At 37.9% G+C, this 14,682-nt stretch carries 20 protein-coding genes and 2 pseudogenes; 11 read left to right on the top strand and 11 right to left on the bottom strand.

The window, feature by feature from the left end:
• Window positions 1–13: 13 nt before the first annotated feature.
• Both IPL24_00980 and IPL24_00975 read left to right on the top strand, forming a co-directional pair.
• Window positions 14–595 (top strand): PKD domain-containing protein, encoded by a 582-nt coding sequence (locus tag IPL24_00980; GenBank protein MBK8362287.1) that lies wholly within the window; start codon window positions 14–16, stop codon window positions 593–595.
• Window positions 544–885 (top strand): gliding motility-associated C-terminal domain-containing protein, encoded by a 342-nt coding sequence (locus IPL24_00975; GenBank protein MBK8362286.1) that lies wholly within the window; start codon window positions 544–546, stop codon window positions 883–885. The genes IPL24_00980 and IPL24_00975 overlap by 52 nt, the downstream gene beginning before the upstream one ends.
• A 283-nt stretch (window positions 886–1,168) precedes the next feature.
• Here IPL24_00975 and IPL24_00970 read toward each other — a convergent pair whose 3' ends face one another.
• The 8 genes and pseudogenes from IPL24_00970 to IPL24_00935 all read right to left on the bottom strand — a co-directional run bounded on the left by IPL24_00970 (window position 1,169) and on the right by IPL24_00935 (window position 3,513).
• Window positions 1,169–1,711 carry a hypothetical protein gene (locus IPL24_00970; GenBank protein MBK8362285.1) on the bottom strand — a complete coding sequence of 181 codons (543 nt, stop codon included), beginning with the start codon at window positions 1,709–1,711 and terminating at the stop codon, window positions 1,169–1,171.
• Window positions 1,683–1,862 (bottom strand): annotated as a pseudogene (locus tag IPL24_00965) (hypothetical protein). The gene IPL24_00970 and the pseudogene IPL24_00965 overlap by 29 nt, the downstream one beginning before the upstream one ends.
• On the bottom strand, window positions 1,852–2,100 hold the full coding sequence (locus IPL24_00960) for a hypothetical protein (GenBank protein ID MBK8362284.1): 249 nt from the start codon (window positions 2,098–2,100) through the stop codon (window positions 1,852–1,854). Before IPL24_00960 ends, IPL24_00965 begins: the two are co-directional and overlap by 11 nt.
• A 2-nt stretch (window positions 2,101–2,102) precedes the next feature.
• Complete coding sequence (locus tag IPL24_00955) at window positions 2,103–2,390, bottom strand: hypothetical protein (protein ID MBK8362283.1); 288 nt, start codon at window positions 2,388–2,390, stop codon at window positions 2,103–2,105.
• A gap of 28 nt (window positions 2,391–2,418) precedes the next feature.
• Window positions 2,419–2,718 (bottom strand): DEAD/DEAH box helicase family protein, encoded by a 300-nt coding sequence (locus IPL24_00950; protein MBK8362282.1) that lies wholly within the window; start codon window positions 2,716–2,718, stop codon window positions 2,419–2,421.
• Window positions 2,622–2,909, bottom strand: coding sequence for a hypothetical protein (locus IPL24_00945; protein ID MBK8362281.1), 288 nt, complete (start codon window positions 2,907–2,909; stop codon window positions 2,622–2,624). The genes IPL24_00950 and IPL24_00945 overlap by 97 nt, the downstream gene beginning before the upstream one ends.
• 162 nt (window positions 2,910–3,071) lie before the next feature.
• Window positions 3,072–3,251, bottom strand: a complete 180-nt coding sequence (locus IPL24_00940; protein MBK8362280.1) for a hypothetical protein — start codon at window positions 3,249–3,251, stop codon at window positions 3,072–3,074.
• A gap of 67 nt (window positions 3,252–3,318) precedes the next feature.
• Window positions 3,319–3,513 carry a hypothetical protein gene (locus IPL24_00935; GenBank protein ID MBK8362279.1) on the bottom strand — a complete coding sequence of 65 codons (195 nt, stop codon included), beginning with the start codon at window positions 3,511–3,513 and terminating at the stop codon, window positions 3,319–3,321.
• 92 nt (window positions 3,514–3,605) lie between these two features.
• Between IPL24_00935 and IPL24_00930 the strand changes: the two genes are divergently transcribed.
• Together IPL24_00930 and IPL24_00925 are read left to right on the top strand one after the other, a co-directional pair.
• Window positions 3,606–4,598 (top strand): serine hydrolase, encoded by a 993-nt coding sequence (locus IPL24_00930; protein ID MBK8362278.1) that lies wholly within the window; start codon window positions 3,606–3,608, stop codon window positions 4,596–4,598.
• A gap of 57 nt (window positions 4,599–4,655) precedes the next feature.
• Window positions 4,656–6,206: an organic solvent tolerance protein OstA gene (locus IPL24_00925; protein ID MBK8362277.1), complete on the top strand. Its 1,551-nt coding sequence runs from the start codon at window positions 4,656–4,658 to the stop codon at window positions 6,204–6,206.
• Window positions 6,207–6,331: 125 nt separating this feature from the next.
• On the opposite strand, the gene IPL24_00920 is transcribed toward IPL24_00925, so the two are convergent.
• Both IPL24_00920 and IPL24_00915 read right to left on the bottom strand, forming a co-directional pair.
• Window positions 6,332–6,499 (bottom strand): hypothetical protein, encoded by a 168-nt coding sequence (locus tag IPL24_00920; GenBank protein MBK8362276.1) that lies wholly within the window; start codon window positions 6,497–6,499, stop codon window positions 6,332–6,334.
• Window positions 6,500–6,524: 25 nt separating this feature from the next.
• Window positions 6,525–7,214, bottom strand: coding sequence for an AI-2E family transporter (locus tag IPL24_00915; protein ID MBK8362275.1), 690 nt, complete (start codon window positions 7,212–7,214; stop codon window positions 6,525–6,527).
• A gap of 840 nt (window positions 7,215–8,054) precedes the next feature.
• Here IPL24_00915 and IPL24_00910 point away from each other — a divergent pair.
• The 7 genes from IPL24_00910 (at window position 8,055) to IPL24_00880 (ending at window position 13,441) form a co-directional block, all read left to right on the top strand.
• Window positions 8,055–8,450: an RNA-binding S4 domain-containing protein gene (locus tag IPL24_00910; protein ID MBK8362274.1), complete on the top strand. Its 396-nt coding sequence runs from the start codon at window positions 8,055–8,057 to the stop codon at window positions 8,448–8,450.
• A gap of 122 nt (window positions 8,451–8,572) precedes the next feature.
• On the top strand, window positions 8,573–9,418 hold the full coding sequence (locus IPL24_00905; protein MBK8362273.1) for a transketolase: 846 nt from the start codon (window positions 8,573–8,575) through the stop codon (window positions 9,416–9,418).
• A gap of 1 nt (window position 9,419) precedes the next feature.
• Entirely contained in the window at window positions 9,420–10,832 is a 1,413-nt protein-coding gene (locus IPL24_00900) for a VWA domain-containing protein (protein ID MBK8362272.1), read from the top strand.
• Between the two features lie 12 nt (window positions 10,833–10,844).
• On the top strand, window positions 10,845–11,816 hold the full coding sequence (locus tag IPL24_00895) for a transketolase family protein (protein ID MBK8362271.1): 972 nt from the start codon (window positions 10,845–10,847) through the stop codon (window positions 11,814–11,816).
• 27 nt (window positions 11,817–11,843) lie between these two features.
• The gene (locus IPL24_00890) at window positions 11,844–12,395 is read left to right on the top strand and encodes a sigma-70 family RNA polymerase sigma factor (protein ID MBK8362270.1); all 552 of its coding nucleotides are present in this window, start codon (window positions 11,844–11,846) and stop codon (window positions 12,393–12,395) included.
• 33 nt (window positions 12,396–12,428) lie between these two features.
• On the top strand, window positions 12,429–12,965 hold the full coding sequence (locus tag IPL24_00885) for a hypothetical protein (GenBank protein MBK8362269.1): 537 nt from the start codon (window positions 12,429–12,431) through the stop codon (window positions 12,963–12,965).
• Window positions 12,962–13,441: a hypothetical protein gene (locus IPL24_00880; GenBank protein MBK8362268.1), complete on the top strand. Its 480-nt coding sequence runs from the start codon at window positions 12,962–12,964 to the stop codon at window positions 13,439–13,441. Before IPL24_00885 ends, IPL24_00880 begins: the two co-directional genes overlap by 4 nt.
• A 79-nt stretch (window positions 13,442–13,520) precedes the next feature.
• Here IPL24_00880 and IPL24_00875 read toward each other — a convergent pair.
• A pseudogene (locus IPL24_00875) lies at window positions 13,521–14,667 on the bottom strand (cysteine desulfurase).
• Window positions 14,668–14,682 lie beyond the last annotated feature (15 nt).

The following is a 14,682-nucleotide window of genomic DNA, read 5'->3' as shown; positions in this document are numbered from 1 at the left end:
CTATGACGCAACTTTGATACTTACTAATAGTTTAGGTTGCACTGATACTGTTACACAAACAGGAGCTGTAGTCGTTGCCGGACCAACCGGGTCATTTAGCTTTACACCAAATTTTGGTTGTTCGCCTTTAACGGTTGATTTTACAGGAGTAGCGTCGGGATCATCATCATTCGCATGGGATTTTACAGATGGTAATGTTATTAATGGTTCCTCACAATTAAATGTAAGTCACACTTACTATAACGAAGGAACATACACGCCACAATTCTATTTGGGTTTTCAATTGACAAATAGTTTCTGTTATATACCTGTAGATACAGCAGGAACAATTACAGTTACATCAGACATTGTTGCTACTATCGATTCTTCCTTGATATGTATTACCGATGGTGGTGAATCTTCAGTTCAGGTTTATGTTGACGATCCGACATTTGGTCCTTACACATATTCATGGAATCCTGCATCTTTTGTATCAGACGGAACTGATCTGGCAGGTAGTGAAGGATTCAATCTTACTACTTCCGGTTTCAGTCAGTATTTACAGTGGCTGTTGGATATGGAACACAAGGCTGTGCAGCATTCGATTCAGTACTGATCGATTATTGTCCTTGCCTCGATGATCTTGATAGTATTCCAAACGTCTTTACTCCTAATGGTGATAACGTCAATGATTTTTATGAAATGAAATCACTGTGTTATTTCGAACAATTCAGAATCATCATCTTCAATCGTTGGGGTAAAAAAATGTATGAGTCCAATAATCCCGGATTCAAATGGGATGGTAGAACCGAAGGCGGAACAGAAGCATCAGAAGGAGTTTACTATTGGATCATGGATACTCGTTCGGGGCAGCTTCACGGTTTCCTTGAGTTGATAAGAAAGTAAACGTAGAATCCAAAGCCCTATTAAAAAACACTGAGAACACAAGTTCACAATAAGAACACGGAATATTTCATTATAGTAAAATGTTTAAGGGGTTTAAGGTGTACATAGCAACACTTTAAGCCCCTTAAACATTTTAAACCTGTTCAAAAATTATTGCGGATCAACATCCGGAATGATCTGCACCCCATGATACGTTTTGTTAGAATAGAATCTGGTCATTGCGACCTTGATCATTTTTTATTTCTACTACACTCCTCCGCGTTCGACTTTAATTAAAAAATTCCTAGTATTGATTTCTGATTCGAGAAACGATTGGAAGATGCGGACCGGTTAACCGTGGTCCAAGACTTTCCCTTAACAAAACTCCAAAGTGATTGCTCGCGTCCTGAATCAATTCAAGTTCTTTGTGACGCATATTAATTTCAATAAGTCTGCTGTGCGGTGGATATCCGAAGCGTTCCCTTTCATGTAAATCACGGACATAAAATCCTTTGTAATTATTCCTGACAACTTCAGTAATCACCCAATGGTTCGGCTGAGTGGTTTGAATAATAACCTTTCCGCGTTTTAACTTTCTGCCAGAGCGTCCACTAACCTGAAGCATTAATTGAAAACTTCTTTCAAAGGCCCGAAAATCCGGAAAGTTCAAAAGCTGATCAGCATTTATTATTCCGACAGTACTTACATTATCGAAATCAAGACCTTTGGTTACCATTTGCGTCCCAACCAGAATATCGATCTGACGGTCTTCAAAATCTGTGATCAGTTTCATAAAAGATGATCTGGTACGAGTAGCATCAAGATCCATTCTTGCAACACGCGCCAAAGGAAAAAGATCGCAATCTCTTCTTCAATCTTTTCTGTTCCAAATCCTTTTCTTCCAGATGGTAATCTGAACAATTCGGACAAAATGCAGGAAGGTTTTCCAGATACCCGCAGTAATGGCACTTTAATGCTTTACTGTTTTTATGATACGTGAGTCACTGAACAATTCTTGCAATGGGGAATCCAGTTGCATTGACGACATTCAATAAAAGGTGAAAAGCCACGGCGGTTCTGAAATAAAATTACCTGTTCTTTATTGTGCAGAGCTTCGCGGATTCCATCGATCAACACAGGTGTAAAGATCGACTTCATCAGCTTCTTTCTTTTTGCTTCAGCCATGTCCGCTACGACAATTGCAGGCATCTCTACTCCTCCATGTCGCTCGTTCAATTCTACTTTTCCATATCGGTCATGTTCGGCATTGTAATAACTTTAAAGCAGGCGTGGCGGATCCCAATAACGTTTTTTGCTCCATGAATTTTTGCAAGCACCATTGCAGTATCTCTTCCATTATATCTTGGTGCAGGATCATTTTGTTTGTAGCTGGAATCGTGCTCTTCATCAACAATGATCAATCCAAGATTTGAATATGGAAGAAACAACGACGACCTTGCACCGAGGATGATCTGCGATTGTTTTCCATTTACATCCGACCGGAAATTCAAAACATGGTTCCACACTTCTACTCTTTCATTACCTGTATATCTGCTATGATAAACACCAACACTTTTCCAAAATGCTTTTGTAACCTAAAGTGATCATTTGAGTAGTCAATGCGATTTCAGGCAAAAGATAAAGTACTTGTTTTCCTGCCTGAACAGCTTCTTCGATGAGGTGAATATAAAGTTCTGTTTTTCCGCTTGAAGTTACACCATGCAATAAAGTGACATCGTGTTTTTCATAGGACGTTTTTATTTCTTGTAGCGCTTTAAGTTGAATACCGGATAAGGGTGCAGGCGGAACAACATCGTCTGATGCATCAGAATTCTGTCGACCTGCACATGGAATTCAATAAGGATTCCATTAGAAATGAGAGTCTGAAGTGAACTTTTTGAAATATCAGGGTGAGAAGTGACAAGATTTTTTTTAATAGAATCGCGATTAGATTCTTCATACAGATATTTTAAAAATATCATTAATGCTTCCTGTTGCTTTTTCTTCCGTTGATCTTCTTCCAGTTGCAGAAAAAGATTTTCCATTTCTGAATCACTCTTATAAACTTCAGCCAATCGAAGGCGTGCTTCAAGTTTTGGTTTATATCGCGCATTGATCTCTTCGCTGATGATGATCAGTTTTTTTCTACCGCTTTCAGGATCTGATGAACACTCGACTTTTTAAAAGCCCTGCAATTTCACTGATCGTTAGTTCATGGGCTTTTTGGAAAGTGCGGCTATAAACAATTCTTCATTGGCATTCAGATCTTCACTTTCGAGATCTGCATCGGGAGAAAGAATCACTTTCGTTTCACTGGCAAGTTTAAGTGCTGAAGGAAGTGCGCTGTTCATCACTTCTCCTTGAGAACACATATAGTACTCCGACATCCATTCCCAAAGTTTGAATTGAATTCATTTACAAGCGGCGCATCATCAAGCACAGAATGAATTTCTTTCAGACTTTCCGGTGAAGTGTGTTCGTGAATAATGTTTTGATCAGTGCAGAATAAACCTTCTGCTTTCCAAAGGGCACAATGACGCGCTTTCCGGGTGCAACACCGGCGGCCATTTCAAGAGGTACCTTGTAGGTGAAAAGTCCACCGAATGGGATGGGCAAAAGTACTTCTATATATATATTATTGATATTCAATATGTTAATTGCATTAATTTTACATGAAATTGACCTCAAATATTAAGATGCTCATCGAAAAATAGATAATTTAGTCGTCCCTAATTAACGTCATGAAATTACTTACTAAAAGTGTTCCTGCCTATATTTTATTTTTAACAATATTCATAGCCGGAGGAATCATACTTTATCAAAAGCTTCATCCTGTAAAAGTAATCGAACAAGTTGAATTAAAAGATGCTTGTGATTTTCAAATAATTAGAAATTCTAATTATAAGTTTATCCGACCATTAATTCTTGGTGATAGAAACTGTGAGGATGAAATATATAATGTCCTGAAGTCAAATCTGAATGGATATCTGGATTCAGAAAAATCAAACGGTGCATTAAAGTCAGCTTCAGTTTATGTCCGTGAATTTGATCAAGGTAAATGGTTCTCTATAAATCCTTCAGAAACATTCAGTCCGGGCAGTATGATGAAGATCGCTACACTGATCACCTATCTGAAAGACTCTGAACATAACCCTGACCTTTTAAATCAACGAATCCAGTTCAAAGCAACTTATAGTGAAATGCCGGTTCAATCAATTGTTTCGGGTCATTTAACTTCAGGAAGATTTTACACTGTAAAAGAATTGATGGAAGCCATGATCATTGATTCAGATAATGATGCTACAATGCTTCTGAGTCAGAGAATGAACGCCAATACTTATTTTGATTTGTGCAGATCGCTTAACCTTTCTGTACCTACCAAAGAGCAAGTTGATTATCCGATTACTTCATCTGAGTGCAGCAGATTTTTACGCGTAATCTTCAATTCATCATATCTTGAATCCCAAAATTCAGAATATGCGATGAATCTCTTGACTAAATCAAAATTTCACGACGGCTTAACCAAACTTCTTCCGGAAACAATTTCTATTGCACATAAGTTTGGAGAAAAGTTCAATCCGATTGAACAACAATTGCATGAAACGGCAATAATCTATACTGCTAATAAACCCTATCTGATCACTGTGATGACCAGAGGTTCCGATCAGCAGAAATTGAAAACTGTCCTTAATTCGATTAGTAAGCAGGTATACGATTTTATGGCTGCCCGCTAAACCAGAAATCACTTTTAAATCCCGCCTATCCCGGTCCTTTTTTGTATTTTCGCATCCGTGAAATTAAACGCATTTATCAGGATCCTTTTGAGCCTGGTCTCAATATTTATTTGTGATTCAATCACTGCACAGAAAAGTGATAAAATTGAATTGATTCATGCTGACGTGAGCGAATTTGACCAGTCCTTAAATGCAAAAGCAACGCGTTTGATCGGTAATGTTGCTTTTAAACATCAGAATGCTTTTATGTATTGCGACAGTGCATATCTTTTCCGGGATGAGAACCGACTGGAAGCTTACAATAACATTCGTATAACACAAGGCGATAGCATTACTCTTACAGGAAAGAGGCTGAATTACGATGGTAATTCAAAAGTCGCCCATGTAATTGATAATGTTATAATGTCAGATCGAAAGATGACTTTGAATACATCGCAACTTGATTACAACCTTGAATCAGATGTTGCATCTTATTCTGACAGTGCACATATTGTGGATGGTGAAAATGTATTGACCAGCAAACTTGGATATTTTTTTAGTTCTACTCATGACCTTTTCTTCAGAAGAGATGTTAGATTAGTCAATCCGAAATATACAATGACCTGTGATACTCTTCGATATAATACAGTAAACAAAACAGCATTTTTTCTTGGACCAACGCAGATCATTTCAAAAGACAATATTATTTATTGTGAAAGCGGTTGGTACAACACCGAAACTCAGAAATCAAATTTCAACAAGAATTCTTATCTGCAAACGAAAGAACAACGTCTGCAGGGCGACTCTGTATTCTATGACCGGTTAAAAGGCATTGGAAAAGTTTTTGGTAATGTAGCAATAACTGATACTGTAAACAGAATTATTATCAGCGGTGATTATGGTGAATATCATGAACTGACAGACAGTAGCTGGGTAACAGGTCAGGCAATGATGACACAGATCATTGATGGCGATTCTTTATTTTTACATGGTGACACACTACTTGCTATTGGTGAAAATAAAATTGATTCAACAAACCGTAAAAAAAATATTTTTGCATTCCATCATGTAAAACTGTTCAAAGACGATCTGCAAGGATCATGTGATTCATTAGTATACCTGGCCTCAGATTCTACTATCCGCCTGTATACTGACCCTGTTATCTGGTCCGGTACGAATCAACTTTTCGCAGACAGCATTACACTTCAGACATCGAATTCTGAAATTACATTCATTTATTTGACCGGGAATTCATTCATAGCTTCAAAAGCAGATAGTGTCGCAGTTGAAATTTTAGATTCATTACGGTTTAATCAGATAAGAGGTAAAAATATGGTAGGTGTACTTTCTGATAATAAACTTTACAGAATTGATGTTACAGGAAATGGTCAGACGATCTATTATGCAAAAAATAAGAATGAAAAAAACTTTGGAGTAAACCGAGCTGATTGCAGTGACCTTACAATTTATATAGAAGAGAATAAAGTCAAAGGGATCTCACTTCTCAATCAGCCGGACGGCACCCTCTACCCTATTAAAGAACTTTCCTTAAATGAACTTCGTCTTAAAGGCTTTTCATGGTTTGAAGACAAGAGACCTAAAACCAAAGAAGATATTTTCAGAAATTAATTTTTCAAAAATTCTTCCCTGAAGATCTTTATAAGCAGTATAAAATAACTGATCAGAAGAGGTCCGAATATCAATCCCGGTATACCAAACAATTGAAGTCCGACGATTACCCCAAACAATCGTGATCAATGGATGGATATCAGCAAACTTTTTCTGAAACAGTAATCGAAAACATTGTCAACCATACCGATCACAACAACTCCGTAGATCAATATCGCAACGCCTTGCCAGGTTGCACCTTCTGACAACTTAAATATTCCTGCGGGAATCCAGATCAGTGCTGAACCAATCATTGGCAGCAATGAAAGAAACCGGTCATTAATCCCCAGAAGAAAGGTTCAGGCACTCCAAAGATCCAATAACCAACAGCAGCAAAATTCCCTGACAGATTGCAAGTAAAGGTATTCCCAATGCATTACTTTTTGTTTGATCTTCCAGTTCTTTTGCAAATCTGTCGATCTTTTCCTGTGTAAACGGAATCAATTTAGTGAGGGATCTTTCAATGTAGCCTGTATTCACCAAGAGGTAATAGAAAAAGAGATATAACAGCGCAATGTCAGTAAGCATATTCAGCGACTCACCCAGAAAATTAGTGATGAAACCTGTTGCTGAACTTTGTAATGACGCAAGATTATCTTCTGTCAGCATATTGAAACCGGTAAGCTGCTTAAATTGTGCATCGGCCTTCATCAAGGCGTCCATTGTCAATGATCCATTTGAAAAGATCATGTAAATTCTGGGAATGATCAGCGAAGCAATAACATAAACAGGAATCAGTACGATAAAAAACGAAATTCCAAGAATTGCCAACGCCGACATGGACTTTCTCCATTTCTTTACTTCAACCAGTCTGCGCATCATTGGTCTGAAAAGCACATATAAAATGATTGCTCCAAGAAATCCGTCTAAGAAAATATTCAGTGTGAAATAGAATAACACAAGACAAAACAAAAGTGAAATGATCACAAATCTTCTGGCAAACTTCTGGTTATATTCTTCTGCATTCATATAGGTGAACTGGGTTATTGATTTTGTAAAACTAATCTTTATTTCCAATTTAAAGAACTATAGCTGCGCTAAATCTGCGGGATCTGCGGGAAAAATTACGCTAAAATATCTCCCGCAGATCTCGCAAATCTCGCAGATAAAAAAAAATTAGAAATATATTTTTCTGCGCAAAAATCTGCGGGATCTGTGTGATCTGCGGGAAAAAAATTACGCTAAAAAATCTCCCGAAGATCTCGCAAATCTCGCAGATCAAGAAATCAATTGCAATATAATTTCTTCGCAAAATCTGCGTGATCTGTGGGATCTGCGGGAAAAAAATTACGCCAAAAAAATCTCCCGCAGATCTCGCAAATCTCGCAGATAAAAGAATCAGTAAGAAAACAAATTTCTGCGCTAAATCTGCGTGATCTGTGAGATCTGCGGGAAAAAAATTACGCTAAAAAATCTCCCGCAGATCTCGCAAATCTCGCAGATCAAGAAATCAATTGCAATATAATTTCTTCGCAAAATCTGCGTGATCTGTGGGATCTGTGGGAAAAAAATTACGCCAAAAAATCTCCCCCCAGATCTCGCAAATCTCGCAGATAAAAAGAATCAGTAAGAAAACAAATTTCTGCGCTAAATCTGCGGGATCTGTGTGATCTGCGGGAAAAAAAATTACGCTAAAAAATCTCCCGAAGATCTCGCAAATCTCGCAGATCAAGAAATCAATTAGCAATATAATTTTCTGCGCTAAAATCTGCGGGGTTGTGTGAGATCTGCGGGAAATAATTTAAACGTAATTTTCTCTTCCGCAGTTCTCACTCTATTTTTATTAAGTTTCTTTTTACCTTAGCACAGATGGAGAAAGACGACAATAAATTAAGGATCGATAAATATTTATGGGCAGTCAGGCAATATAAAACGCGTTCGATTGCCACAACCGCATGTGATCAGGGAAAAATACTGATTAACGATCAGCCTGCAAAAGCATCAAGAATTGTTCGTTTGGGTGATACAATTTCTGTCAAAAGAACCGGACTTACACGCACTTTAAAAGTGATACAACTGACCACGAATCGGTTGCCTGCTAAGCTGGTTTCAGAATACTGCGAAGATCTTACTCCTCTTGCTGACATTGAAGCTTTTAAAACCAGAATTGCAAGATCTGGTATTTACAGAGATCCTGGAACCGGACGGCCGACAAAATTTGACCGAAGGGCCTTGGATGACTTTTTTGACGAACTTTCCGAATAGCCCGGAATTCCTGATTCTGACGATCTATTACTTATTTATTTGTTGAAAAAAACAGATGTCATTCGTCCTGACTAAACCCAATTCCTGTACTTTTAACCAATCACAATTTCCAGCAAAATCCTATGAAAAGCGTAAAAGAACTCGAAAAAATAGCATCTCAGGTCAGAAGAGATATTGTCCGTCAGGTCCATCTTGCTAATTCCGGTCATCCCGGCGGATCATTAGGGTGCGCTGATTTTCTGGTTGCTCTGTATTTTAAACAGATGACCATAAAATCCGATAAGTTCAATATGGATGGAAACGGTGAAGACCTGTTCTTCCTGAGTAATGGACATATTTCTCCGGCATTCTATAGTGTGCTCTCACGGGCCGGATATTTTCCGGTTAATGAAATGGCAACATTCAGAAAAATAAATTCACGCTTGCAAGGGCATCCTACTACTCATGAACATCTACCGGGAGTCAGAGTTGCAAGTGGCTCACTTGGACAAGGATTGAGCGTTTCTATAGGTGCCGCTCTTTCAAAAAGACTTTTGAAGGACGATCATCTTGTTTATTGCCTTTGCGGTGATGGTGAAATGCAGGAAGGTCAGAACTGGGAAGCAATCATGTATGCGGGTGCTAAAAAAGTTGACAATATCATTGCTACAATTGACGTTAATGAGCAACAGATTGACGGCTCAGTAAATCATGTATTACCTTATGGTGATCTGCGGCCGAAGTTCGAAAGTTTCGGCTGGACTGTTCTGAATATGGACGGCAACAACATGTCTGAAACCGTTGAAGTACTGGAAAAAGCAAAGTCGTTGACAGGAAAAGGAAAACCGGTTGTCATATTGATGAAAACTGAAATGGGTCAGGGAGTAGACTTTATGATGGGTTCACACAAATGGCATGGTATAGCACCAAATGCTGAGCAAACTGAAAAAGCACTTTCTCAACTGGAAGAAACTTTAGGTGATTTCTAAATTGAAGTCTTCAAAACATAAATTTATCAAAACAAAAATATCAATAGCAGGAAGAATACTTCTCTTGATTTTTTTATTCTGCAATAGTTCTTCCTTTGCACAGAATAAAAAAGTTGATAGTCCGCAGCTGACCAGAATTGAATTTTTATTTGATGCTTCACAGTCTATGTACGGCCGGTGGCAGAGCGGAGCAAAGATCGATGTCGCAAAATTACTGATGAAGCAATTAATGGACAGCCTTCGTTATGTAAAAAACCTTGAAGTTGCTCTGCGTGTATACGGTCATCAGAAAAATTTTCCGCCTCAGGATTGCGATGACAGTAAACTGGAAGTTCCTTTTTCAAAAGGAAACATTTCTACAATTCAACAAGTGTTGAAAGACCTTGTTCCACGTGGCACTACTCCAATTGCAAAATCACTTGAACTTTGCGGCAATGATTTTCCGCAAAGTCCGTCGCGAAATATTATCATCCTTATTACTGATGGAATTGAAGAATGTGGCGGTGACCCATGTGCAATTTCACTGGCATTACAGAAAAAAGGAATATTCCTGAAACCTTTTGTGATCGGTTTAGGTCTTGATGAATCGTTGAAAAAAACATTTGAATGTGTAGGAAGATATTTTGATGCTACAAATGAAACAATGTTCCGAGACGCTTTGAATATTGTGATCTCACAAGCATTGAACAATACAACGCTGCAGGTAAATCTACTGGATATCAATCGCAATCCGACAGAAACAAATGTGAACATGACGTTTTATGATATGTTCACCGGACAAGACAAGTACAATTACATACACACACTTAATTCCAAAGGAAATCCGGATACATTGGTAATTGATCCACTACCAGTCTATAAAATTGTTGCTCATACAATTCCTCCTGTATCAAAAGATTCTGTAATTTTAATACCGGGTAAACATACCATCATTGGAATTGATGCTCCGCAAGGTGATCTCATCCTTAAATTTGATGGAAGAAGTGAATACAAAAAAGTTCAATATATCGTTCGTCAGCATGGAAAAATGCAAACGCTGAATTTGCAGGATGAGAATTCAACGGAAAGATATATTGTTGGCAAATACGATCTTGAAATATTAACAACACCAAGAATAAATCTTGAGAATGTAGATATTTCTCAGAGCAAACTTACAACAGTGAGTATTCCGCATCCCGGTATTGTTACCCTGCTGACCAACAATCAGGGATATGGCAGCATTTATACTTATGACCATTCAAATCTGAAGTGGGTCATAAATTTGAATAATGATCTAACTAAACAAACAATAGTACTTCAACCGGGAAAATACAAAGTGATCTATCGTCCTAAAAATTCAAGAGAAAGTATTTACACAATTGAAAAAGAATTTTCTGTTGTCTCCGGCGAGTCAAGTATTGTTCCACTAAACTGAAAAACATATTCCATGAAAAAATATACTTACACTGAAAAAAAAGATACCCGTTCCGGATTTGGAGCAGGACTTGTTGAATTAGGAAGAAGCAATCCGAATGTTGTCGCTCTATGTGCTGATCTTACAGGATCATTGAAGATGGATGCATTCGAAAAAGAGTTTCCTGAAAGATTTTTTCAGATAGGAATTGCTGAAGCAAATATGATGGGAATTGCTGCCGGACTTACTATTGGTGGAAAAATTCCTTTCACAGGAACTTTTGCAAATTTTTCTACAGGACGTGTATATGATCAGATTCGTCAGAGTATTGCCTACTCAGGTAAGAATGTAAAAATTTGTGCATCACATGCAGGTATTACTCTTGGTGAAGATGGTGCTACTCATCAGATACTTGAGGATATTGGAATGATGCGAATGCTACCTGGTATGACTGTGATCAATCCGTGCGATTACAATCAAACAAAAGCGGCAACACTTGCAATCGCTGAACATGATGGTCCCGTTTATCTGCGTTTCGGCAGACCTGTCGTACCTATCTTCACTCCTGCTGATCAGAAATTTGAAATCGGTAAGGCTGTAATTTTTAATGAAGGTGCTGATGTAAGTATTTTCGCAACCGGACATCTGGTCTGGAAAGCAATTGAAGCAGGCGAACTATTAGCTGCAAAAGGAATCGACGCAGAGATCATCAATATTCATACGATTAAACCATTGGATGTTGAGGCAGTCTTAAAAAGTGTTCGCAAGACACAATGTGTTGTAAGTGCAGAAGAGCATCAGATCGCAGGTGGATTAGGAGATGCAATCTCACACGTGTTATCGCAACATCATCCGGTGCCACAGGAATTTGTAGGAATTAAAGATTCATTCGGAGAAAGTGGTACACCGGAGCAATTGATGCAAAAATACGGTCTTGAAGCCGAAAACATTGTTCTGGCAGTTGAGAAAGTCATGAGTCGTAAAAGTCAGATGATTCATTCTTAAAAATAATTGCGGAGCTAAATTTTAACTATGACTGAAGAATTCAGTGATCAGGAGCTCCTCGAAAAATTTCGTGAAGAAGGAAGCCGACATTATGCATTCAATTTGCTGGTAAAGAAATATCAGCAAAGATTATATTGGCATATCCGGCGGATCGTAATTGATCACGAAGACACAAACGATATCATCCAGAATGTTTTTATAAAAGTCTGGAAAGCACTGGATGGTTTCAGAAGCGACTCACAGCTTTATACCTGGCTTTACCGTATTGAAACAAATGAATCAATTACTTTTCTGAACAGTAAAAAGAAAAGGTTTGCGATTTCTCTGGATGATGTAGAGCACGAACTTGCTGATAAAATGATCAGTGACCCATTATTTACCGGTGACAAGATCCAATTAAAGCTACAGCAAGCCATTTTAACACTTCCGCCACAACAGCGATTAGTATTTAATATGAAATACTTTGATGGCCTGAAATACGAGGAAATCGCTGAAATACTCAATACTTCAGTAGGCGGTTTAAAGGCAAATTACCATCATGCCGTTAAAAAGATCGAAAAATACATTACCGGCAGTTAAACCTATGGGCACTGCAATTATCCAAGTTATGCAATGAAAAATGAAGAGTTTTCAGATGACAAATTAAAGGAAATGCTAAAAAACAGCAGTTCCAATTCGTCGTTTAATGTTCCTGACGGTTACTTTGATGGTCTATCTGAAAAGGTCATGAACTCTATTAATGCATTACCTGATTTTGAAAAACAACCGGTCACGCAACCGTTTTCAGTTCCTGCAGATTATTTTGAGAAACTACCTGAGATCATAAACAATAGAATTACTTCCGCGAAAGAGAATAAGTTTTCAATATGGAAATGGTTTTTCAATCCTTCACGGTTGATTCCGGCTACATTTTCAATCTTGCTTTTCGTTGGTAGTTATTTCTATTTCACAAGAACACAAACTTTTAATTTGAACAATGACACATTCACTGAAAACGATATTGACGATTCGCAATATCTTCAATCATTAGATGATATCGATATGATTGAATATTTAGCAAATCAATCAGATGATAGCCAGACTGATGAATATGATCAGTATCTTCTTGATCATGACATTGACATTTCTCAATTAGAAAAAAACCTATGAAAAAATACATCCTGTTAACTTTCCTTCTTTTCAATATACTCCTAATTGAAAACGCAATCGCTCAACCGGGCGGAGGCCGGATGGAGAACCGTCCCAGAAAGGAAAAAGTAGAAGCTATGAAGATCGGTTTCATAACAGACTACCTTGATCTTTCAAGTGAAGAAGCAAAAGAATTCTGGCCGGTCTACAATAAATATCAGGACGAAATGGAAGTGCTTCGCAAAGGCCGTCGTCAGAACATTTTGAATGACCAGACAGATTTAAATTCAATGTCGGATTCTGAACTTGAGAAACTGGTAGATTCAGAAATAATTTTTCATCAGAATGAATTGGATATCCAGAAAAAATTTCATCCCCAATTCAAAAAAGTTTTACCAATGCAAAAAGTTGCAAAACTTTATCGTGCTGAAGAAGCCTTTAAGAAGAAACTTTTGGAAATGATCCGGGAACGGAAGCAGGAACGGAGGAATAACTAATAACGAATAACGAATAACGGGCAATCTAGAAAGTACTCTCCAGACTGCCCGTTATTCGTTATTCACTATTAGTTATAAATTAAGAATTTTTTACTTCAACCGAGTACAGCTCTTTCAGCTTTTCCACAACAACATCAATCTCCTCTTTCGTATTGTACTTACTGAATGAAAAACGAATAGAAGGACGATCAGCATTTCCATAAAGAGCTTTTAAAACGTGTGATCCTGCATTGCTTCCACTGCTACAGGCAGAGCCTCCTGAACATGCGATTCCTGCTATGTCCATGTTGAATAATAACATCTCAGAATTTTCTGTTGGCGGGAAACAAACATTTAAAACGGTGTACAGACTGTTTCCAATCGTATCGCCATTGAACTCAAGTCCGGGAATATTTTTTTTTCAACTGATCGGCCATGTAGCTTTTCAGTTCCTGTATATGTTTTTGATGTCCCTCCAGATCTCTGAAAGCAATGTCCAGCGCCTTTGATAAACCGACGATACCATAAACATTCTCAGTTCCACCACGCATATTACGCTCCTGTGCCCCACCGAAAATGAATGGATTGATCTTTACTTTGTTATTTATGTACAAGAAACCAACGCCTTTCGGTCCATGAAATTTATGTGCCGCACAGGTAATAAAATGTACTTTAATATCTTTCAGATCAAATGCATAATGTGCCATTGTTTGCACAGTGTCGGAATGAAAGATGGCATTATACTTATCACAGATCTCGCCCACTTCTTTTATTGGCAAAAGATTTCCAAGTTCATTGTTGGCATGCATTAAACTTACCAGAGTCTTCTCTTTTGATCCTTGCAATAATTCTTCAAGATGCTTTAGATCTATATGTCCTTTGTCAGTCAGATTCACAAAACTTAATTTGATCTTACCTTCTTTTTCAAGTTCTTCCAGAGTATGAAGCACAGCATGATGTTCGATCCTGGAAGTAATAGCATGCTTTACTCCCAGATCTCTTACAGAACAAAAGATAGCAGTGTTGTTCGCTTCCGTACCACCGCTTGTAAAAAAGATCTCAGCAGGAGCAACATTCAGACATTTAGCAACATTTTTTCTTGCATTCTCAATAGCAGTCTTTACCTCGCGACCCCATGAATGAATAGATGAAGGATTTCCGAACTGATTTTTCATCACCGGAATCATAGCATCAACAACTTCCGGATCCATTGGAGTTGTAGCAGCATTATCAAGATAAATTTTCATGACTGATCTTTGTTG

The organism is Bacteroidota bacterium, from assembly GCA_016711505.1.
Taxonomy (GTDB): Bacteria; Bacteroidota; Bacteroidia; order AKYH767-A; family 2013-40CM-41-45; genus JADKIH01.
Note: the sequence above shows the minus strand (reverse complement) of the source record. Positions and strands in the feature narration are given on the sequence as shown.